Here is a 22,220-nt window from a genome sequence, read left to right as displayed (position 1 = left end):
TGGGTTAATTTCATAACCTTAGAACCCTATGTAAACTTTAACTGCAAACCATAGTTATTGCTGCGTGAGTGTGAGGCTAAGGGATTGCTCACGCAGCAATAATCTACCAACTCAAATCTATTGCCTATTTGCTATGAATATTCGTCTAGTAATAAACATACTGACACTTTTTCTGCTGGTGGGTAACATACTTTGGTATGAATACCGCCAATGATAATGGAACTAAATCAAAAAAATTTTTTGGCTAGAACCAAAATTTCGGTATCCATCATTAATGTCTTTCGTTTTTTCTTTAGCAAGATAACTAAATCGCTTCATTGCCAAGTCTAGCTGTGCAAGAAAAAACTCAGAACGTTGATCGAGCCAGTACACCCCGTTATTACATATATGAACTAAACCTAAAGCTTGTTCAGCAGGAATGGAAATTGCACTCGCCCATGAGTCTAAAATGCGATTGTAGGTACTGTCATCTTTGAAGGCATTACTTCCAAAACCACATACAGCATCTTTATTAAACAAAAAGATCAAATGGTAATGCCAGTTTGGTGAGCGATATCTTTCTCGACACCAAACATAACTAAAGCCGATGCTATGTGAGCTCGACCGTCGACTATTCCAGGTCAGCAAATGAGCCTTAAACGAGTCAATAAAACGCGAGATCACTTTAGGGTCCTGATAAAACATGTTGTCAGGAAATCTCAAATCAAAGCGCATTGCACAAACTCGATTGAAGTTGCTAAGTTCTAATTCAAGTGTGCGCTGAAGGATAGCTTGATACTCTGGTACTAGCGGATATTCGCTAGTCAGCTGTAAGAAGCTTGGATTGAATGGTGTCATGGTGATACTCCTGTGTAATTAATTCACAAGATGTACCAAGCATGTATTTTTCTACACGATATCATTGTATGATGTTCTTAGATCTCCTCCCTCATCAAACCACACCAAACTTACCTATATTACTAATCCGAAATTCAGTTAGTCACGAAAGCTAACCTTTCTCAAAGAAATTAACCTTTTTACGCGCTAAATCCTGGTATCTTCAACTCTGGAGTTATGTCTTAAACTAAGTTCTACAAAAAACAGTTTATTGTTAAACAAGTACGCAAAAATCGTGCGCCGAACGACAGGCAACACCTAACCATTTGAAATTAAAAGCACTTTTAATTTCAAATGGTTGATAAAAAACATACAAACCCACAAAAAAACCACATCTTTACCACGAAAAAATTACATGCTAACATTAGAAAAACAACTCATAAACAACCAAAATGATAGAAAACTTAAATAAAATTCCATCTAAAAAAGAAAGAGAATTTATATACCTTTATAAAGTAATGATTAAAGAAGGCATTATAAAAAAGTTACACACATCAACAAGCATGGAAGCTATTTATGGAGAAATAAAATCAATCATTAGTGGAAATATTGAATCAAGTAAAATTAAAAAACTTTCCGGCTCTACGTTATTAAACTCAAACCTAAAACCTGAACTATTAATAGATCTAGCAAAACTAAGAAATGAAAAACTTATTTATGAATGTAAATTAAATATCTTAGATGAAAACTATTTTTCATGGCTTAACCCTAAAAACTCATTACATACTCTAATATGCTGGTATTTCATAAGATCCTCTGAAGAATCAACAATTACAAAATTCACTCCATCAATACAAAGTAAATATGCACCACCATTATATTTCTCAACAAAAAAACATAAAAAAACATATGACTTAATAATTAACTCGCTATACCTAGACAATACCTTGCACAGATTTAACTCAATCATATACTTTATGGATTTTTGGAATCCAAAACAGTCTGACAATATGCATGCGAAATTTGACCTATTAGAAAGCTTAAAAAATCAGATTAGAGAATATGAATACAAAACATCAAAAATAACTGATTGGATATTAAATATCCATGATAGAGATATAGATTGGGTATGGAACAATATTAAAAATAATTTACACGCGGATAACCTGGAGCCGATAACTCCAAAAGACAAAATGGATTGCATAATTACGTCAATTCATTTCTCATTGCACGATAAAGATTGGGAAACCTTAGCATATCTTAAAAAGCTCAAAAAGAACTATGAAATGAAAAAAATACGATTTATGAATAAAACAAAATCACGTAAGAGAAATGATGATGAAACTCTGCAAGAGTTAAGAGATTTAGCCGAGTCACTACAACAAAAAATAGCCTTTATTAAAAATTCAAGAATTACATCTAAAGATCCAGAACCTACACCTGAAGTGCTAATAGAGGAAAATATTTCTACCGATAAAAATAATAACAATCAGTAAAATATGCTGGTAACAATGATACATATATTATGAAGAAACAGTTCATAATGGGTTTGCTTTCACATTTTTCAAATATGAACGATTCTGCTTAAAAGGCAGCTATTCTGTACACGTCACATGGTCATGCTAGTGGGCAATTGCGTGTTAAATCTAACGCTCTTACATAGTATTAATGAGTTACATAGAATTGACGCCCTGAGGTATTTCATGTTGTTTTTGCGTTCAGACATACACACTATTTACTGATTTCACATAGCAAGAAAGTTCAATAGTGGAGTATTCAATAATATTGACGGACTCTAATCTGACGGAAAAGCCGCCTATATGAATTTCCTCGAAGTTAAAGGCACTACATTCTCAATAATCAGAGTTTCCAACTTCTCACCCCAAGCTTGTAATACTGATAATTGCTCGTCAAAGTAATCATGATGGTTATATACTCGAAGCATACTAGGAAGCTGATGCCCAACCGTCTTTTCAATTGCCACGATATCTAATCCCATTTCACTGCATCGACTGATAAAAGTACGGCGCAAGTCATGAGGCGAGAAGCGATCAAAATTCACTGGCAGATTACGTTTGATATGAGAGCGAATAGCAGAAGGCTCTTGTGCTTTATCTGAGCCAACCTGAGGCCATACTAATTTCCAATGACTAGAGACAGTTTCACGTTGATCTTCAAGCAGTTTAATAAGGTAATCACTTAATGGCACTTTGCGACTTTCTTGGCTCTTAGTGTGTCGTTCTTCTGAACTCGCAGGAAGCAGCCAAAGTTTCTTATCAAAATCAACCTCACTCCAGCGCATTTCAAGTACTGCACTGATCCTTTGTCCACACCCAAGTAAAAAATGTAATAGCCGAATATTGGCAGCATCCGTTCGCCAAGAAGGCAACCCTGTTAGCAATATTTTCAGCTCGTCGAAACTCAAATTTCGCCTTGTGATTTTCGTCCCACCACCAACATCTCTCGCCCTCAATAGCGGCGCAGGATGCGTATCAAGCATATTCAACGCTAAGGCATGCTTGATAACCTGATTGATGATCTTGTGACACACCCCTATAGCGCCAGCCATCCTCCGACCATTTTTATCCACCTTAGCATCAAATACTTTATTGAGATCATTCATTCTCAAATCAGCTAATTTAATGTTGCCAAGATACGGCTTTATGTCGCGTAAATAGATGGCTCTTGCCTGAGAACCCCGCAATTGCTTTGATAGCTGCTTCTCATCAAAACTCACAAAAGCATTATCAAATGTTTTCGCTTCCTCTTGCTCGCGATGCTCCCTTAACAATTCTTGCTTAGGATTTTTGTTATTTTCTAACCAACTACGAAAACGTCCCGCCTCTTTTCTAGCCTGCTCTAATGTCATTCCCGTTTCTGGTCTTAACTTGTCGTATCGGCCCATTGAGATTTTTTCGTGCTTCTTACCAACTTGAAATCGAAATACCCAAGTCATAGTGCCAGTTGGGCGGACGCGGATGTTGAGCCCCTCAATTTTTTTATCTGGGATTAGGTACTCTTTATCTTGCGGACTCAATGCTTGTAATGTGGCATTGCTGCTAATTCGCTTTGTGGTCATGAGTAAACCTCAACAATTCTGGGTACGGCTGGGGGTACGGCGACGGATGAGTTTTTATTGTATCCCCTGAGACATCCATGGACAACAGTAAAAATAAAATCATATAAAATCAACTTGATATAAGACAGCAATGGACTTGCGTGGACACCCGTAGATTGGAAATCTTTTACACAGATCACATGGAAACGGGTGTACTGCTAGAGCGTCGTTAGAGTTAGCTTTATCAGATGTACACATAAAAACATAAGGAGCCTATGGCTCCTTATGTTTTTCAGCTAAATCGAATCCAACCTAACGATGTTCAACCTTATGTTGCAATGCTTCTGCGCCCTTAGCGACCATACGCAATTGCATGACCAGTTGATCGGCAAGCACTTTTCTATCAGCACGCTTCATATCCAATGCCGATGCGCCAGCATTGAATACTAAGGTCACTAATGCCTCGGCCTGAGCCCTCGCCAACATAGGTGTACGCCCTGCGGTGGCCTCAGTGTAATGGGCCAGTTCAGAGATAAAATGCTCAATCTCACGGGCCACAGCGGCACGGAAAGCCGCCGAAGTGCCTGAACGCTCGTGCAGCAAAATTCGAAACACATTGGGATTAGAATCAAGTACTTCCATAAAAGTATCGACGGAAATACGGATAACACTCCCACCCGCTTCGGCTCGCTGACGGCCCTTGCGCATCATTTGTCTTAGGGTGAGCCCACCCTCGTCAACCATAGTCAGGCCGAGTTCGTTCATGTCCTTAAAATGACGATAGAAGGATGTTGGTGCAATATTGGCTTCCCTTGCCACTTCCCGCAAACTTAGACTCGAGAAACTGCGCTCAGCACTTAACTGATTAAAAGCAGCATCAACCAATGCCCTACGAGTTTTCTCTTTTTGCTGTGCACGAATACCCATTCTCAAATCCGCTAACTGAATGTAATAGCGCGATAATACCGCTTTTAAGCATTAAACACAGCCCCATCGACCTTGACCAAACAATATTGCTAGGCTAAATTAGCTTACAGTTGTACGCTCAAATGCGGATATTGGAAACTTATAATGAAAAAACCCCCTATCATCTGGCTTAATGTCAGTTTGTTTGCAGTGACCTTCCTTAGCGCGGTCATACTTGTCCCTTGGCGCGGTATCGTGCACGGTTATGGTGCCAGTGAATGGATTGCCTTTATTGTGCTAGCCTTTGCCAGTGGTTTATCCATCACGGCGGGTTACCACAGACTTTGGTCACATAAGGCCTATAAAGCCCACCCCGCAATCCGCTTTCTTTATGCCCTTGGTGGTGCTTTAGCATTACAAAATAGTGCATTACATTGGGCATCTGATCATCGCGTGCACCATAAGCATGTCGACGATAACGACAAAGATCCCTACTCGGCGAAGATGGGTTTTTGGTACAGCCATATTGGTTGGATGTTGCGTGAATACCAGGCGCAGCGTTACCACGATTATCAAAACGTGCGCGATTTACAGAATGACCGTATCGTCATGTGGCAGCACAAACATTATTTGGCACTTGTACTATTGATGAACATTGGTTTACCCGCATTTTTAGGCTGGCTCAATGGCGACATAGTTTCAATGCTGTTGATGGCAGGCCTATTGCGCTTAGTGGTGGTGCATCACTGCACCTTCTTTATTAATTCACTCGCCCATGTTTGGGGTAGCCAACCCTACACGGATAAAAATACTGCACGGGATAATGGTTTCCTCGCCATGTTGACCTACGGTGAGGGTTATCATAATTTCCATCACATCTTTGAAAACGATTACCGTAACGGTATTAAATGGTGGCACTACGATCCAACCAAATGGTTGATCAAGGCGCTATCGTGGATGGGACTGGCCAAAGATTTGCGCACTAGCCCACAGGAACGCATTGAAAGTGCACGCCTACAAATGCAATTACTTCGTACCAAAAACAAAGTCGTTCACTTACCTAATGCCGATGAAATTATTGAAAAAATACAAATTGAGTACGAGCTACTGAAGGAGCATTTGCTTGACTATTATCAAGCGAAGAAGACCCTATTAGAAGCAAAGCGCAAGCAGCTAGTCGACCAACAATTGCTTCTGCAGGTTGAAGAACTCAAATCCCGCTTTTTAATCCAACAGAAGAACTGGAAAAGCTTAACGGCAAGTTATAGCTAGACCACAATTCTCGGTAAAAATCATACGGCCGCCTTGCATGGTGGCCGTATCCTATTATGATGATGCCTCAATCAATTTTTACAGGATGTTGAGCTCATGTCTGCTCCTTCGCTAACACTCTTAGAAAACATTAAACTCACAGAATACAGCCATGGCGCTGGTTGCGGCTGCAAAATCTCTCCAAAAGTGTTGACGACCATTCTTGCCTCACAGCTTCCCGTTTTTACCGATCCTAACTTATTGGTTGGCAATCAAAGCCGTGACGATGCTGCCGTTTACAAACTCAATGACGACACTGGCATCATTAGCACCACAGATTTCTTTATGCCTATCGTAGATGACCCTTTTACCTTTGGCCGAATAGCCGCAACCAATGCCATTAGCGATATCTATGCCATGGGCGGCACGCCTATGATGGCCATTGCGATTTTAGGCTGGCCAGTTAATAAGCTCCCGGCAGAAATTGCCCAACGAGTCGTCGATGGTGGCCGTCAAGCCTGTATGGAAGCCGGTATTATGCTAGCCGGTGGTCACAGCATAGATGCACCCGAACCTATTTTTGGTTTGGCTGTGACAGGGCAAATAGCCTTAAGTGATTTAAAACAGAACGATACCGCAAAAGCGGGCGATCGCTTGTATCTCACGAAACCTATCGGTATTGGCATTCTCACCACGGCGCAAAAACAGAAAAAACTCAAAGATGAAGATAGCCAAATTGCAGTCAATGCCATGTGCCAGCTTAATACTATCGGTGCCGCTATCTCAAAAATTCAGGGGGTTAACGCCCTCACCGATGTCACAGGGTTTGGCTTGGCGGGGCACTTACTCGAAATGTGTCAAGGCGCTAAGCTTACGGCGAAACTCGCATTCGATGCGGTACCACTATTACCGCGAGCTTTAGATTATTTAGCCTTAGGTTGTATTCCAGGTGGCACCCATCGTAATTACGACAGCTATGGCGAGCACTTACCCGCACTTACCGATCATCAAAAAGCCATTTTGTGTGACCCACAAACCAGTGGCGGGCTATTGGTCGCCGTGTCTAGGGAAGCCGAGGCCGAACTTGTGGCCCTACTAGAAGCGAATCATATTCCGCCTATCTGTATCGGTAGCCTTGAGGAACCCACATCCAATGCTGGCGTGGTTTTGTGTTAATGCAATCTTTGATAGTGCCCACGTCACAGTACCGTGAAATATTCCTAAACCAACATCCGCTTATGGATGTAAGGGCGCCAATCGAATTCAGTCGGGGCGCCTTTCCAAACTCGACTAACCGACCCTTAATGCTCGACAGTGAAAGGGAAAAAGTCGGCACTTGCTATAAACAATTTGGCCAGCAAGCCGCGATTGAATTAGGTCATTCCCTAGTGAATGGTCCCATCAAACAACAAAGAATCGAGGCTTGGGCAAGCTATGTTAAAGCCAATCCTCATGCTTACCTTTATTGTTTTCGTGGCGGCTTACGCTCGCAACTCACTCAACAATGGCTCAAAGAAGCGGGTATAGAAGTCCCCTATATTCAAGGTGGCTATAAGGCCATGCGCCAATATCTTATTGGCGTGATTGAAGCGGCACCAGCCCAGCAACCGTTATTAAGTTTGAGCGGGATGACGGGCTGCGGTAAAACTGATTTTCTATTAAAACGTAAAGAAGCGGTTGATCTTGAAGGGATAGCCAATCACAGAGGCTCTAGCTTTGGGAAAAATATCGACCCACAGCCAACGCAGATCAACTTTGAAAATCAACTCGCCATTGCCTTACTACAGCACCAAACAAGTGGCGCGGCGTGTTTACTGCTCGAAGATGAAAGCTTCCTGATCGGCCGTTCGGCACTGCCACAGACCTTTTATACCGCCATGCAAACCGCTGATGTGCTGGTATTAGAGGAGGCGGATGACATCAGGCTGCAACGGTTACTCAATGAGTATGTGCACAAAATGCATAGGGGATTCTGTGAGCGCTTAGGCACAGAAGCGGGATTCGCCGCCTTTAGCCAGTATTTGCTACAGAGTTTAGTGAGCATTCGTAAACGTTTAGGTGGCAAACAGCATCAGGAACTACAGGAGATGATGCAACAGGCATTAACCCAGCAACTCCACCAAAATGACACTTCACTGCATTTAGCATGGATAACTGTGTTGCTGCACAAATATTACGACCCAATGTACGAATACCAGTTACAAAAGAAATCCGAACGGATCCTCTTTAAGGGCTCACATCAGGCCATGCATGAATGGTTGGATAACTATCGGTTGTCCCAATAAAAAGTCAGCGTAAAAAATAACCGCAAACTTTATTGCGGTTATCATTCTCTACAGCATTAATCACTTACACCCTATCGAGTAAGCCCGCCACTTGGGCTCTTAAGCTGTCTTTATTCACGTCTTTGCCATCAATAGCATCTGTTAAACACACACTCACCTTTGACCAAAAACGCTTGGGCATGGTCGTTAGTGCATGTCCGTCCTTGTGACTAAAGTAAGATCCCCACAACCCGTGCAGTGCCATAGGCACCACAGGGACAGGATCGCGGGCCAAGATTTTATCGATACCGGGGCGGAATTCACCTAATTTACCGTCGGGGGTTAAGCGCCCTTCAGGAAAAATACACACTAATTCGCCATTCATCAGCGCTTCGTGGATGGTCTCAAACGCTTGGTTATAGGTGGTTTCGCTTTGTTTAGGGGAGCAGATAGGGATCACCCCAGCGTGGCGGAATAAATATTTCAGCAGAGGGATCTCGCTAATAGATTTATCCATGACAAAACGAATAGGCCGAGTCGATGCTCCCATAATAATCAAGGCATCCACATAGCTCACATGGTTACAAACAATGATGCCAGCACCTTCTTTAGGGATCTTCTCCCGTCCAGTGACGGTCACTCGATACATAACATGGCTCAGTAAGTAACTGATAAATCGCTGAGTAAATTCTGGCACTTGCGAATAAACATACAGGGCGACGACAAAATTCATCAGCGCGAGCAGTAAGAATAGCTGTGGAATGCTCCATCCCATCATCCCAAGCAGCAACATAGACAATAGTGCCGAAGCCACCATAAATAGAGAATTCATAATATTATTGGCGGCAATGGCCTGGGCACATTCGCCCTTGGTGGCACGGGATTGAATGAAGGCATACAAGGGCACGATAAATAGACCACCACTGACACCTATCATAAAAAAGTCCAGCATGACCCGATAATGCTGCGACTCGGCAATAAAACTTGTTACCCCGTAAACCAAACTAGTATCAGCGGGCGCCGGTGGAATAGCCCAAAGTAAGTCCACCCCAAAGAGCGTTAATCCCAGTACCCCAAAGGGCAGTAGGCCTAATTCCACATGGCCAAAGGAGAAGCGCTCACAAACGAAGGAGCCCACGGCAATGCCGATAGAGAACAACCCCAGCAGTAAGGACACCACTGTCGCACCTGAGTGCAAGTGCAGCTTGGCAAAGTTGGGGAACTGAGTCAGATAGGTTGCACCTAAAAACCAAAACCAACTGATCGCCAGAATCGCCATCCAAATTGAAGGGGTCTGACGGGCTTTTTTGATGCTGCGCCAAGTGCCCGATAAGGGCCTAAAGTGTATTTTCTCTATAGCTCCCTGCGGCGGTAATGCGGGTATGGCTCGGCTAGATAAATAGCCAGCTAATGCCAGTACGGCAACGGTAATGGCCGACCATAGGGTTGCATTGGTCCCAGAAACAAGAATGCCTGCACTCAGTGTACCCACTAAAATTGAGAGAAAAGTGCCCATTTCAACCCAAGCATTGCCTGTCACTAACTCATCTTCTTTTAAGGCTTGAGGTAATAGGGAATATTTGACAGGGCCAAAGTAGGCAGACTGACTCCCCGTTAAAAACAGCAGTAATAACATCATCATATAATTTTCGCTAACAATAGCGAGGGCAGCACTAAACATGATAATGACTTCAAGCAGTTTTAAACGGCGGATAAGTTTGGCCTTGTCCATATTGTCGGCGACCACACCCGCATGGGCCGAAAACAGGAAAAACGGCAGAATAAAAACCCCAGCGGCTAGATTGACAAACATATCGACACTGATAGGTAAGTCTTTGACTTGGCTAAAGGTCACTAGCAGCAACAACACATTCTTATAGATATTGTCATTCAGCGCGCCTAGACACTGAGTCGCAAAATAAGGCAAAAAGCGTTTTGTTAATAGCATGATAGCTCCCTCTGGTAACCCATTCCCTGTAAATAAGCCTGCACGTGGCTTTCGAGCAAATCCCGCAGAGATAGCGTTTGGGCGAAGAGTTTATTATCCAGCGATAACATTGTCAGCCCATGGATCCCGCCCCACAGCACGCGGCTCATGCTCAAATGGCGCTCCGGTGTCATCTCGGGGAATAACTGCGCCACTTCATGTTCAATTAGCGAAAACAATCTCGCAATCCATTGTCCTTGGGATTCTGGCAACGGCTCAGAATCGAGCAATTGCAACTCAAACACTAGCTTGAAACATTGGCGCTGCTCGTGGGCAAACAGACTATACTCCGACGCCATTGCAATGATTTTACCAACGCCACTGGCAGCATTAACCGCAGCTAGCCGCCCGTGTAAGGCACGCAGCGTCGCCTCTGAAACCGCCAAAAGCAAGTAGTTATAACTACCAAAGATGTTAATTAAGGTGCTGGGCACATAGCCAATTTGGCTGGCCACTTTACGCAAACTTAGCCCGACAACACCCTGCTCGGTCAGCAAGTCGGTTGCAGCCTGTATTGCCATAGCGCGAATTTCATCATGGCTATGTTCTTTACGTCTCGCCATCAATTTCACTCCCTGTTAGATAGCAAGAGACTAGCAGCGGCACAAATAAAAAACAATGTTCAAAATAAGATTATTTTGCATACAGTAATGGATAAATAATGTGGGATGTTATTGAAGAGGATAGATAAAGACAGGCACCCAAATCCCGATTCACTCAGGAAACAGAACGGGTCTGCGGAATAAAACGATCGAAACGGCATAAAAAACGGCGTGTTTAGTAAGCACGCCGACGACGATTTTAATTCAAAGGTGACTTTTTATTTGAGGATAACTTTTGCTTTAAAAATGAGAGTGAGGTTTAAGGCTTGCGATAGACCATTACCACTCTATCGGCTCCCGCACCAAAATAATCCGCTTCAAATGCGGAATCGACAAAACCCAAGTGTCGATATAGGCCGTGGGCAGGATTAGTTGGGTCAACCGTTAGCAGCACCCGCTGCACATGCTCTGGCAGTTGGGCCAAACATTGCTGTATCAAACGCTTACCCACTCCCTGGCCGCGAGTCTGTTCACTCACTGCGACGGATAAAATCCACATACATTCAGGATCACCACTCTGGGCACAGAGCAAATAACCTTGCACACAGTTATCTTTATCCACAGCAACTAAAAATTGCTCTGGCCAACAATCAAATCCCTGGCGGAAGAAAAAATCGGGATAGCTATGTTCGCCAAAAATGGCCTGCTCAAGCTGATAAACCGCCAATAACTCTGACTTTAATACCGGACGTATAGACTGCATTCGAAATTTATTCACCAATTAAGATCTTATCCCACTCTAAATTCGGGGCACCCACCACGATAAAATTAGGATTTTCTAGGGTGTCTCGCTCGTTGTAGGTCAAGGGCTGCAACTCAGTATCCATTAACTGGCCCCCCGCTTCCTCGATAATAATTTGCGCCGCTCCCGTATCCCATTCCCCCGTTGGCCCGACGCGCACGTAGCAATCGGCTCGCCCTTCGGCGACGAGGCAACTCTTCAACGCCGCACCGCCCATCACCACCAGCTCACAATGTTTAGGGTGATTAAAGAGCGTTAATACCGATTGTGGATCCTGACGGCGACTCACAGCCAATCTTAGGGAGACCTTTTCACGGTGCTCAATTTGACGGCTACAAATACGCACTTCCTGTTTATCCGTGCGTTTATAGGCACCTAATCCCGCAATTGCGTAATAACACACCTGCGTCATTGGCACATAGACCACGCCCATCACTGGGCGGTTATGCTCCACCAGCGCAATAATCACCGAGAAATCACCACTGCCAGCAATAAACTCACCCGTGCCATCGAGTGGATCGACAAGCCAGTAACGCTTCCATTCCCCTCGCACCACCAAGGGAATATCGGCGGCTTCCTCGGATAACACTGGAATATCAGGCGTAAGGGCGGTCAATCGATCACAAATGATTTTATTGGCTGCCAGATCCGCCGAGGTCACAGGGGTATTATCAGCCTTAGTTTCCCGCTCAAAGTTGCCCTTTAGGTAAATATCTCGGATGGTACGGCCTGCATCCGTTGCAATCGCAATCACCTCATCGATCAACTCTTCTGGCTTCATAACAACTCCAATCGCAAACTTCGCGAATGTTTTGCAAGCGTTCTGACTTTGAACACTTAAAAGGAAAAAGATTATTTAAGTTGTAAATACTTTTGCGCTAAAAACAACGCGCTGACACTACGGGATTCGGAAAAATCAGCATTATCAAGCAAAGCTTCCCAGTCGGCTAATTCCCAAGGCACCACTTCGATAGGTTCTGGTTCATCCCCTTCGAGGCGGCTTTCATACAGATCTTCGGCAAGGAAAATCTGCATCTTACTGGAAAAATAACCCGGGGCGAGGCTAAGTTCTTTAAGCAGGGTAAGCTTATTGGCACCAAAGCCAATTTCTTCCTGCAACTCACGGTTAGCGGCATCAATGGTAAGCTCCCCAGGATCGATAAGTCCTTTAGGAAAGCCAAGCTCATAACAATCTGTTCCTGCAGCATATTCTCTCGCCAGCAGTATTTGACCTTGATGAATAGGCACTATCATCACAGCTCCACGACTGCCACCTTTCATACGTTCGTACTGACGTTCAACACCGTTAGAAAACTTAAGATGTACCTGCTCGATTTGGAATAATCGACTCCTAGCGACAACTTCGGTATGCAAGATTTCCGGCTTTTTCTGCCGCTGCGACATAACTGCCTCTGGATAAAAATAGCGATAAACTAAATAGGATAAGTGACAATCTTACTATCCTGTCTTTAATCTACAACCTGAATTTATGATGTGTTGCAAAAGATAAGCGGCATTTTTTTTGCGATAGAACTCACAAACCAAGCTAGGCCTAAGTGAATGAGCTTATCCTTTTTCTAAAAAAATCGGGGGTTTTTGATAGCTAAAACGGGTAAAAGCCAGTTTATTGATCACGCGCCAAGCTCAAAAAACTGGCAAAACCCTTTTATGTTGCGATGTCGTTTAAAACTGATAACGTAAATTAAACTGGGAACTTAGGAAATCATTCGGCTCTATATCCACATACTGATAGCCAAGTCCCACCGACCAAGCATCTGTGAGTTGATAGCTAAAGCGCACGCCGGCATACCAATCCGTACCATCCAAATCCGTCTTTAAGCTGGTGTTTCCCATAGTGCTACTGATATCCGCTTGCCAATAGAACAAACCGACTGGTACTTCAAATCGCCAACCTTCATGCTGTAGCAGGGTAAAACGCAGCCCTAACATCACACCGTCTGCAAGTACCGGAGTCACGCTCTTCACCAACTCGTGGTACTGCTCCGGTGTTAAGCTCGCGCCTTCAATCCTTGCGCTTCCTTCACCAAAGTCGGCATAACCTAATTCCACCGCCACTGTTGGCGTCCATTGGTACCCAACACTCACACCAAAGGCCGTATCGCTGTTATCTATCGAGGTAACGACTCCCTCGCCCACCTGTGGCTGTAGATCTTGTATGTCGTTATCGGTCTGGGCCTGTCCGATAAATCCCTCCACATACCAATCGGAGGCATTGGCCTGCTGAATTGAGCTCAGTAGCAACACCCCTAATACGACTTTTTGCCACTCTCTACGACGGATTAAACCACCCGCAAGGATCAAAGCTATTGCCCATAGAGACATGCTACCTCCCCCCGATTTATTATCTATAACCACTTCTTGATACGCCTTCACAGTGATAAGAACTTGCCCACTCGCTTCTCCGCCCAAACCATCACTCACTTGATAAGTTACTGTATCTACTCCATCAAATCCGGTTTTAGGGATGTAGCGCAGTTTGTTTGACTCGACAGACACAGTCCCTTGCTGTGCGCTAGCTCCCACAAGAGATAACATATTGCCGTCAGCATCGGTGTCATTACTCAATACATCGAGCAACAGGCTAGTTCTGTCATCGGTTGCAGCACTGTCATTTACGGCAATTGGTGTCGTATTGCCGTTCACAGTTACAGTCAACTCACTACTCGCAGTGCCGCCTTTGCCATCGGTGATGCTATATATCAGCACATCGGTACCGATAAAATCGGTTGCGGGCATATAACTAATTTGCTGATTAGCAAGTACAGTGACAGTGCCGAACTCACTGATGACTTGAGTGACAGTTAAGCTATCACCATCACTATCCGTATCATTAGCAAGCACGTTAACATCTAGACTCTGATTCCATGGGATGGAAGCCGCATCCGGATTCGCCACCGGTAAATGGTTACCATTGAGCATCACCGACACCCCACTTGGGTCGACAATAGTGCGGTTAGCCACCCCATCATCATCGTTAGGGCCGCCATCTTCGATGGTTAACTGTACGCACCAGTGACCCTCGGTTAATCCCGGCGTCCAACTGCTATCCCCCGGTGGAGGACAGAAACCACGTTCGCCCTCAGTACTAGCAACATTGTTACGTTCATCGATCACAAAGTCCTGCCAGCCCGCTTGTGCATTAAACTTGCGGTAGACTGCATTCGCTGGAATGGGCGCGCGTTGTGGCAACACTAAGCTGTAACTTTGACCTTGTTGCGGCAATCCAGTCGCGATAAAGTCGAAAATTCCCCCCACATTGGCAGCCACAGCATCTTCGGCTACGGCATTGGGCTGTAGCTGCACGCCACTCTGCCCTTGTCTTAGGGCAATATTGCCCAGACGTAAGCAAACGCCCGCTTGCCCCTCTGCCAAGAAGTACACAGGTTCAAGCTCTCCCTCTGGCATAACACTACAATCGCTATTCGCATCCAAATAATCTGGAACACCGTCACTATCCGTATCGGTGAAACCTTCCTGATCATCTGGGATTAAGTCATCGTCGGTATCGGCGCCAGTCAACACAGGTAAACTTGGACGCACAACGATATACACTTTTTCAGTCGTAGACAGTGCTGGCAGGCCATTATCGGTAGCTGTCAGGCTCACGGGATAAATGCCAGGTTGCACAGCAACAGGTGAGAAGAACATGCCCGCATCGTCGGATTGCAAGCTCAACGAACCACTATCCCAAGATAAGGTTAAGCTATCTTGCATGTTCGCATCGGTCACTTGTGTATGAATATGTACCTCACCGCCATCTTGCGCCACGATAAGCTGGTTCGCTCCGGCCTGAGTGACCTCTAAACTTACTTTAGGGGCAATATTCGCCTCAGTGATCCACACCTGAGTCTGCTGCTTACTCCCCAGATTCAAACCAGTGTCTAGGGTGATCAACACATCTTCATCCCCTTCAACCACAGCATCCTCCGTAGTGCTAAAGCGGATCTGTGCCATTTGGCCAGAGGTAACCTCCACCACACCATCGACCAGATCGTGATCTGCATTACCTGCCGAGCCCGATACTGTATAGGGGATGGATAGCGGATAGGTGGGGGCATCACCATTGAGATGCACACTGACCACTACCTCGTTACCTTCACCGACAACTTGATCCTTACTCAGCGAAATTAAGGGGTTGACCTTCACCTTCTGTGCCTTGATTGCTTTATTTCCGTCACGGTCCACTGCTTGCCAGTACGCCAAATAGTTGCCTGGCGCGAAGAACAGGCTCTTATTCACCAGAGAAACTGGTAATGGATGCCCATTTCGATCGACCGCTTTAGCAAAGCCCAGCTTCACTCGGGTAAATAGCCCAGTTGCATTCACTTCGACATCATCAGGCAAGGTGATAACAGGCTGGAGCTCAGACTCAGCACCTTCAATCAACAGGTTCACAGTGGCGTTTGCCCGCCCTTTATTACCATCGCTAATGGTATAACGCAGTGCAACGGGTCCGACGTAAGCTTCAGGTGCAGTAAATATCAATCCCTCATCGCCAATTTGAACGCTGCCGATATCCGCCGCAGCGCCATCAATGCTTAAGGTGTCCCCATCAACATCCACATCGTTTGCTAACACAGCTAGCGAATAGGTGTCATTGGGGGTACTGGTTAAGGTATAGCTGTCATCGACAGCCTGAGGATCATCATTCACAGGAGCAACCGTAATGGTGACTGTGGCAGGCTCTGAGCTCAGCTCTGCATCTTTAGCGATAAAACCAATAGAATCAGTACCATTAAAATCCTTCTCAGGGGTATATAACCAAACGGAACCATGCTGCTCTAGAGTGCCAGATCCGGGCTGAGCGACCACTTCATAGGTTAGCGGATCACTATCTGCATCCTCTGCGGCCAAAGTGATCATGATTGAGCTGTCTTCCTCTAGCGTCACTGTCGAACCTGTCGCAATAGGCGCATCGTTTACGTTGGTTACTGTGATACTAAAGCTTTGTTCGGCCGTTAAGCCGTCCGTGTCCGTCACTTTCAGTGCCACAGCATGGCTGCCTACATCAGCATTACTTGGCGTGCCGCTTAATACACCAGTAGCCGCATTGAAGCTTAGCCAGCTGGGCTTAGTCAGCGCGCTCAATGTCAACACATCGCCCACATCGGTATCACTCGCAGCAAAGCTGTAGCTGTAAGCCGCATCTTGAGTCGCGGTAGTAATCGCCGTCGAACTAATCATTGGCGCATCGTTAACGTTAGTCACTTGAATGCTGAAGCTTTGCTCAGCGGTTAAACCGTCCGTATCCGTCACACGCAGTAATACGGGGTGCGCGCCTACATCGCTATTGCTTGGCGTGCCGCTTAACACTCCAGTGGCAGCATTGAAGCTTAACCAGCTCGGTTTAGTCAGCGCACTGAATGTCAGTACATCACCCACATCGGTATCACTCGCCGCAAAGCTGTAGCTATACGCCGCATCTTGAGTGGCGGCAGTAATCGCCGTTGAACTAATCGTCGGTGCATCGTTAACGTTAGTCACTTGAATGCTAAAGCTTTGCTCTGCGGTTAAGCCATCCGTGTCGCTAACGCGCAGAGTGACCGCATGGCTACCCACATCCGCATTACTTGGCGTGCCGCTTAACGCGCCAGTAGCGGCATTAAAGCTTAGCCAGCTCGGTTTAGTCACCGCGCTCAACGTCAGTACATCGCCCACATCGGTATCGCTCGCCACAAAACTGTAGCTGTAAGCTGCATCCTGGGTGGCAGCAGTAATCGCCGTTGAACTAATCGTCGGGGCATCGTTAATGTTAACAACCGTTAAGCTAAACGCGGGTAGACTCGCACTCAAAGTGCCATCACTGACGCTGATTACGATTCCGGTAGTACTGCCAATATCTGCATTGGTTGGTGTGCCCGTTAACACACCAGTTGCTGAATCAAACGTAGCCCATGTCGGTTTGTTAGTAATACTGAAGGTTAAGACATCGCCAGCTGTATCAGTTGCTGTTGGGATAAAGCTATAGGCTGCATCCTGATTCACGCTAAGTAGGGGTGTACCACCAATGGCGGGAGCGCCATTAGGCGTAACCGCATTGGATGCCGCTGAGGGTAAACCAGTATCCACAGCATTGGATGCCCTTACAGTAAAGGTATAACTGGTGCCATTGTTCAAGCCGGAAAGGGTAATGGGCGAGCTGGCACCCGTTGCCGTTGCACCGCCAGGGTTGGCAGTGACGGTATAGCCGGTAATTGATGAGCCACCAGTGAAGGTAGGTGCGGTGAAAGCAATGCTAGCCTGAGCACTACCGGCGGTCGCAGTACCTATAGTTGGCGCACCAGGAGCAACGGCATTCACGGTAAAACTGCGGGTCACTTGAGTTGCCGCAAGATAACTGGCATCACCCGCCTGATCCGCATTAATCGTACAGGTGCCTGCGGTCACAAAAGTCAAGGCCCCGCCGGTAGTGATAGTACAAACACCGGTGGTTGATGAGGTAAAGGTGGGCGTTAAGCCAGAATCCGAAGTTGCCGTCAGAGTTGGACTGGTACCAAAGGTTTGGGCACCCGGATTCGCAAAGGTAATGGTCTGGGCGGCCGCTGGTGTAATTGAATTGGATGAACCTGACGATGGGCCTGTACCAGCAGAGTTATCGGCTGTCACAGTAAAGGTATAGGGCTGCCCGTTGGTTAAACCGTTAATCACAATCGGCGAAGCGGCACCGTTTACCGGCGCAACATCCGCTGGACTGACAGTAACTGTATAACCCGTAATGGCTGCGCCACCTGTGTTGACTGGTGCAGTAAATGCCACACTTGCCTGGGTATCACCAGCAACGGCAGTCCCGATGGTTGGCGCGCCCGGAACTGCAGGGTTTACGGAGAAAGAACGGCTCACCTGCGACGCAGGCAGGAAAGACGAATCGCCCGCCTGATCCGCATTAATAGTACAGGTGCCTGCGGTCACAAAGGTTAGCGTAGTGCCACTGACGGTACACACGCCAGGCGTTGAGGAGGTGAAAGTAACAACATAACCACCGCCGGCCGACGAACTTGCCGTTAATGTTGGTGTAGTCCCAAAGGTTTGCGCGCCAGGGTTATTAAAGGTAATCGTTTGTGGTGATGCTGGGGTAATGGAATTCGATGCCGCCGAAGCAGCCCCCGTGCCCGCAGAGTTGGTGGCTGTCACGGTAAAGGTGTAAGTAACACCATTGGTCAAGCCTGTCACCGTAATAGGCGAGCTTGATCCGGTGCCAGTCAACCCACCGGGGTTAGAGGTGACAGTGTAGCCGCCCGCAATGATAGCCGCACCGCCTGTGCTAGCTGGCGCGGTGAAGGTGACCGAGGCTTGGGTGTCTCCAGTCGTTGCTGTACCTATAGTAGGAGCATCGGGAACTATCGCGTTTACTGTAAAGCTGCGGGTTACCGTCGTCGCCGCATTGGTTGCGCTATTACCGGCCTGATCCGCATCAATAGTACAGGTGCCTGCACTGACAAAGGTCAGAGCCACGCCACTGACCGTACATACACCGGTGGTAGACGACGAGAAGGTGACTGTGAGCCCGGAGTCTGAGGTCGCAGACAGATTAGGTGTTGTGCCAAAGTTCTGGGCACCCGGATTGGTAAAGGTAATTGTCTGATCTGCTTTAGGGGTTGCCGAGTTGGATGCACCTGAAGCAACACTGGTTCCAATAGCATTAGTCGCGGTAACAGTGAAGATGTAAGCAGTGCCGTTGGTTAAACCGGTCACGGTGATAGTACAGGCCGCAGGGCCAGCACAATTGCCGGTAGCGCCACCAGGGCTGGCAGTGGCTGTGTACTGGGTAATCGCCGAACCACCGTTACTGCCGGGGGCGGCGAAAGTGACATCTACCTCACCATCACCGGCGGTTGCGGTGCCAATGGTTGGTGCATCAGGTACTGTTGGAATCGCCACTGTATGGGTTGTGCCACTGGTGTAGGCCGCAGGGCCCGAGTTACCGGCGGCATCACTGATATTGGTCGCACCATTCAGGTTAAGCTTGATGGTGCCATTGCCAGCAATGCTACTGACAGTTACATCTACCATAGTGCCTGATGTAGCTGAAACACTGGCGATAGTACCAGTCGCACCACCTGTAGTTCCCAATGCAAAGTCATCGGTTGAGATATTACTGACTGATTCGCTGAAATTTACGGTGAAATCGACACTGGTATCAGTTGATAGCGCACCGCCCGCAGGCGCGGTACTGGTCACCGAAGGGACGACTCCATCTACCACCAAGGCTTTGTTATTGCCCAGTGAGTTAGCCGCTCCAGGTGAAGCAAGGGTCAAGGTCGCATTGTTATTCGCTGCATCGCGGATAGTGCCGCCATTTAACGCAAGTGCATTAGTAGATACATAATCCAAATCGCCGGCAGTATCGCCAGACTGGATGGTGTAAGTGAAGGTCAAGGTATTGCTACCACTACCACCGGTATAGTCGATCGAGCGATCAGTCGCTCCTGTCTCAAGAGTCAACTGTGGCGTACCACCTCCTGTATTGACGGTCACAACCTCACTGAAGTTGACTTGAATGCTGATGCTATCGCCCAGTTTGTAAGTACCATTGGCGGTGCTGGCAGTCACAGCAGAAACGGTTGGTGCCACTCCGTCAATCACAATCGCTTTGTTTGCACCTAATGAGTTTGCTGCGCCAGGAGAAGGCAAAGTCAGAGTAGCGTCATTGCTGGCCGCGTCGCGAATCGTGCTGCCATTGAGTGCCAGCGAGGTGGTGGATGTGTAATCCAAGTCGGCAGCGATATCGCCGGCCTGTACTGTATAGCTAAACGTCAGGGTGCTGGTGCCTGTACCGCTGGAGTAGTTCACCACCCGGTCAGTAGTACCCGTCTCCAAGGTCAACTGCGGCGTGCCGCTTGCCACAATCACAACCTCATCGAAATTCACTTGAATACTAATGACATCGCCAACTTTATAGGTGCCGTTGCTTGTGCTGGAATTAATAGATGTAACCGTTGGGGCAACAGCATCTATAACAAATGCACCCGTTGGGTTATACGCTATACCACTGCTGGTACCTGTTAATAAAGTGGAATTAGTCTGACTATCGTTAACGGTAGTACCGCTGGTTTCATTTAACTTCCAATACCCCAGCAGGCCAACTTCATTCCCCACCAACTCCATACTGCGGTTGTTTTGAATCTGCGCTTGCGTGCGCGCACTACTCCACAAACGGACATCATCAATACTGCCAACAAAATCATCGACAACTGCGTGGTTTTGCAAACCAAACAACAGGTTGCTCACACCCACTCCCAAATAATCAGGGACACTAGTACTGGCGCTTTGATCCGCAACGTTTGTTCCCTGTGCGACGCCATCAACATAAAAATCCCAAGCTCCATTATCGAATACAACTGCAATGTGATACCAAGTTCCTGTGCTTAACGACAACGCATTACTTTCTGTCAGGCAACCAAAATCACAAGCAAGATCGACATTTAACCTTCCGGAGTTCAGTATGAGGCCACCCGCATCAACTCCACCGGTGAAATCCACCAAATTAATGACTCCACTAACACTGGTAAATTTTGCCCAGAACTCCAGTGTAAAGGTTGTCCGGTTAGATAGTGCTGAGCCTGCATTCGTCAGTGTAACGGTGTCGCCGGAGGTAAAGTCAAAGGAGCGGTTTTGTGCATTAGCACTAAGGGACGTCATCGCCAACAAACTGCCTACAATGATTATTGTCCAATAAGAATGCCGGAATCTAACAATAAGATTCTTAACAGCACATATCACTTTATAAGCAGATTGTAGCATGACAATTCTCCATAAGTAACGTGTCCTAAATGCAAATAGTGCGTACTCCTTACGCACTATTTCTCTTACAGACTCCCCCGTCTATTCGTGTAAATTTAATTACGCGATGGAAAAACGCCTTCAAGAGCGATAATAAAATTAACCACTACATAAGGTTGCACAATAGGAACTGGTAGGTTGTTCCCCACAACTCCCGTATTTCCACTCACATTCACGGTCGTAGTGGTATTCACTGGCAAAAGCGTGGTATCCGGTGCAGTAGTGCTATATGCGTTGAGTGCATTTAATCCGCTGGCCACCTTGGCAGGTACTGTGGTTGGGCCGGGCGTTGGTGTATTGCCATTAGCAGAGCTAACCCCTTGTGCAACGCTGACATTTCCGGTTCCACTCAATGCAACGGTATGGTTGTGCGCGGGCAACTCATTGATAGTCAGTGTTACATTCTCAGTCCCGCTTGCCTGACCCAAGGTATACAGGCTAGTACCGGGGCTTTGGCCTTGGTGCACAGGCACACGGCCTTGTAAGTTAGGTAAGCCAAATGTTGTTTGGCCATCACCACCATAAGTAGTACCTAGAATTGCAAAAAGCGCAGAGTTTTGCGAGATAGACAGTAACTGCCCATTACAAAGTGCCCAGCCACGGGGAGCAAAATTACCCGCAAACATAGAGATTTGGCCAATAAATGGATCTGACATTGTATTTCTCCTTAAATAACGATTTTGTCTATGTGACGTCTTTCAATGGTTTAATTACTCACGACAATTAATCGACAGCGAGTTCCTTTAGCTGATTGCAACATCATCCACATTACGTGATGAGAGGACTACCTAGA

Annotated in this window: 14 protein-coding genes; 4 read left to right on the top strand and 10 right to left on the bottom strand. The window is 46.4% G+C overall.

What is annotated here, in order from left to right:
- Window positions 1-222: 222 nt before the first annotated feature.
- The gene (locus tag MJO46_RS13960) at window positions 223-837 is read right to left on the bottom strand and encodes an inovirus Gp2 family protein (protein ID WP_253989824.1); all 615 of its coding nucleotides are present in this window, start codon (window positions 835-837) and stop codon (window positions 223-225) included.
- 431 nt (window positions 838-1,268) lie between these two features.
- On the opposite strand from MJO46_RS13960, the gene MJO46_RS13955 reads away from it, so the two are divergent.
- The gene (locus MJO46_RS13955; protein WP_253989823.1) at window positions 1,269-2,312 is read left to right on the top strand and encodes a hypothetical protein; all 1,044 of its coding nucleotides are present in this window, start codon (window positions 1,269-1,271) and stop codon (window positions 2,310-2,312) included.
- Window positions 2,313-2,632: 320 nt separating this feature from the next.
- Here MJO46_RS13955 and MJO46_RS13950 read toward each other — a convergent pair whose 3' ends face one another.
- Both MJO46_RS13950 and fabR read right to left on the bottom strand, forming a co-directional pair.
- Window positions 2,633-3,895 carry a site-specific integrase gene (locus tag MJO46_RS13950; protein WP_253989822.1) on the bottom strand — a complete coding sequence of 421 codons (1,263 nt, stop codon included), beginning with the start codon at window positions 3,893-3,895 and terminating at the stop codon, window positions 2,633-2,635.
- A gap of 291 nt (window positions 3,896-4,186) precedes the next feature.
- Window positions 4,187-4,801: an HTH-type transcriptional repressor FabR gene (gene fabR, locus MJO46_RS13945; RefSeq protein WP_011070594.1), complete on the bottom strand. Its 615-nt coding sequence runs from the start codon at window positions 4,799-4,801 to the stop codon at window positions 4,187-4,189.
- 144 nt (window positions 4,802-4,945) lie between these two features.
- Here fabR and MJO46_RS13940 point away from each other — a divergent pair, with 144 nt between their 5' ends.
- From MJO46_RS13940 to mnmH, 3 genes are all read left to right on the top strand, one after another.
- A complete protein-coding gene (locus MJO46_RS13940) occupies window positions 4,946-6,052 on the top strand; it encodes a fatty acid desaturase (protein WP_253989821.1) in 1,107 nt (368 codons plus the stop codon).
- A gap of 96 nt (window positions 6,053-6,148) precedes the next feature.
- Window positions 6,149-7,207, top strand: a complete 1,059-nt coding sequence (gene selD / locus MJO46_RS13935; protein WP_253989820.1) for a selenide, water dikinase SelD — start codon at window positions 6,149-6,151, stop codon at window positions 7,205-7,207.
- On the top strand, window positions 7,207-8,316 hold the full coding sequence (gene mnmH, locus MJO46_RS13930; RefSeq protein WP_253989819.1) for a tRNA 2-selenouridine(34) synthase MnmH: 1,110 nt from the start codon (window positions 7,207-7,209) through the stop codon (window positions 8,314-8,316). The genes selD and mnmH overlap by 1 nt, the downstream gene beginning before the upstream one ends.
- 64 nt (window positions 8,317-8,380) lie before the next feature.
- On the opposite strand, the gene MJO46_RS13925 is transcribed toward mnmH, so the two are convergent.
- The 7 genes from MJO46_RS13925 to MJO46_RS13895 all read right to left on the bottom strand — a co-directional run bounded on the left by MJO46_RS13925 (window position 8,381) and on the right by MJO46_RS13895 (window position 22,083).
- Window positions 8,381-10,243, bottom strand: coding sequence for an MFS transporter (locus MJO46_RS13925; RefSeq protein WP_253989818.1), 1,863 nt, complete (start codon window positions 10,241-10,243; stop codon window positions 8,381-8,383).
- Window positions 10,234-10,845 (bottom strand): TetR/AcrR family transcriptional regulator, encoded by a 612-nt coding sequence (locus tag MJO46_RS13920; protein ID WP_253989817.1) that lies wholly within the window; start codon window positions 10,843-10,845, stop codon window positions 10,234-10,236. The genes MJO46_RS13925 and MJO46_RS13920 overlap by 10 nt, the downstream gene beginning before the upstream one ends.
- Window positions 10,846-11,143: 298 nt before the next feature.
- Window positions 11,144-11,587 (bottom strand): GNAT family N-acetyltransferase, encoded by a 444-nt coding sequence (locus MJO46_RS13915; RefSeq protein WP_253989816.1) that lies wholly within the window; start codon window positions 11,585-11,587, stop codon window positions 11,144-11,146.
- Between the two features lie 7 nt (window positions 11,588-11,594).
- The gene (gene cysQ / locus MJO46_RS13910; protein WP_253989815.1) at window positions 11,595-12,407 is read right to left on the bottom strand and encodes a 3'(2'),5'-bisphosphate nucleotidase CysQ; all 813 of its coding nucleotides are present in this window, start codon (window positions 12,405-12,407) and stop codon (window positions 11,595-11,597) included.
- Window positions 12,408-12,478: 71 nt separating this feature from the next.
- Window positions 12,479-13,030, bottom strand: coding sequence for an ADP compounds hydrolase NudE (gene nudE / locus MJO46_RS13905; RefSeq protein ID WP_253989814.1), 552 nt, complete (start codon window positions 13,028-13,030; stop codon window positions 12,479-12,481).
- Between the two features lie 279 nt (window positions 13,031-13,309).
- The gene (locus tag MJO46_RS13900; protein WP_253989813.1) at window positions 13,310-21,388 is read right to left on the bottom strand and encodes an Ig-like domain-containing protein; all 8,079 of its coding nucleotides are present in this window, start codon (window positions 21,386-21,388) and stop codon (window positions 13,310-13,312) included.
- Between the two features lie 95 nt (window positions 21,389-21,483).
- Window positions 21,484-22,083 carry a phage tail protein gene (locus MJO46_RS13895; protein WP_253989812.1) on the bottom strand — a complete coding sequence of 200 codons (600 nt, stop codon included), beginning with the start codon at window positions 22,081-22,083 and terminating at the stop codon, window positions 21,484-21,486.
- Window positions 22,084-22,220: the final 137 nt, after the last annotated feature.

Source organism: Shewanella sp. KJ2020 (assembly GCF_024197625.1).
Classification (GTDB): Bacteria; Pseudomonadota; Gammaproteobacteria; order Enterobacterales; family Shewanellaceae; genus Shewanella.
Note: the sequence above shows the minus strand (reverse complement) of the source record. Positions and strands in the feature narration are given on the sequence as shown.

Coding starts and splice junctions, on each gene's coding strand:
- MJO46_RS13960 (WP_253989824.1), bottom strand. CDS start 837: ATGACACCATTCAATCCAAGCTTCTTACAGCTGACTAGCGAATATCCG.
- MJO46_RS13955 (WP_253989823.1), top strand. CDS start 1,269: ATGATAGAAAACTTAAATAAAATTCCATCTAAAAAAGAAAGAGAATTT.
- MJO46_RS13950 (WP_253989822.1), bottom strand. CDS start 3,895: ATGACCACAAAGCGAATTAGCAGCAATGCCACATTACAAGCATTGAGT.
- fabR (WP_011070594.1), bottom strand. CDS start 4,801: ATGGGTATTCGTGCACAGCAAAAAGAGAAAACTCGTAGGGCATTGGTT.
- MJO46_RS13940 (WP_253989821.1), top strand. CDS start 4,946: ATGAAAAAACCCCCTATCATCTGGCTTAATGTCAGTTTGTTTGCAGTG.
- selD (WP_253989820.1), top strand. CDS start 6,149: ATGTCTGCTCCTTCGCTAACACTCTTAGAAAACATTAAACTCACAGAA.
- mnmH (WP_253989819.1), top strand. CDS start 7,207: ATGCAATCTTTGATAGTGCCCACGTCACAGTACCGTGAAATATTCCTA.
- MJO46_RS13925 (WP_253989818.1), bottom strand. CDS start 10,243: ATGCTATTAACAAAACGCTTTTTGCCTTATTTTGCGACTCAGTGTCTA.
- MJO46_RS13920 (WP_253989817.1), bottom strand. CDS start 10,845: ATGGCGAGACGTAAAGAACATAGCCATGATGAAATTCGCGCTATGGCA.
- MJO46_RS13915 (WP_253989816.1), bottom strand. CDS start 11,587: ATGCAGTCTATACGTCCGGTATTAAAGTCAGAGTTATTGGCGGTTTAT.
- cysQ (WP_253989815.1), bottom strand. CDS start 12,407: ATGAAGCCAGAAGAGTTGATCGATGAGGTGATTGCGATTGCAACGGAT.
- nudE (WP_253989814.1), bottom strand. CDS start 13,030: ATGTCGCAGCGGCAGAAAAAGCCGGAAATCTTGCATACCGAAGTTGTC.
- MJO46_RS13900 (WP_253989813.1), bottom strand. CDS start 21,388: ATGCTACAATCTGCTTATAAAGTGATATGTGCTGTTAAGAATCTTATT.
- MJO46_RS13895 (WP_253989812.1), bottom strand. CDS start 22,083: ATGTCAGATCCATTTATTGGCCAAATCTCTATGTTTGCGGGTAATTTT.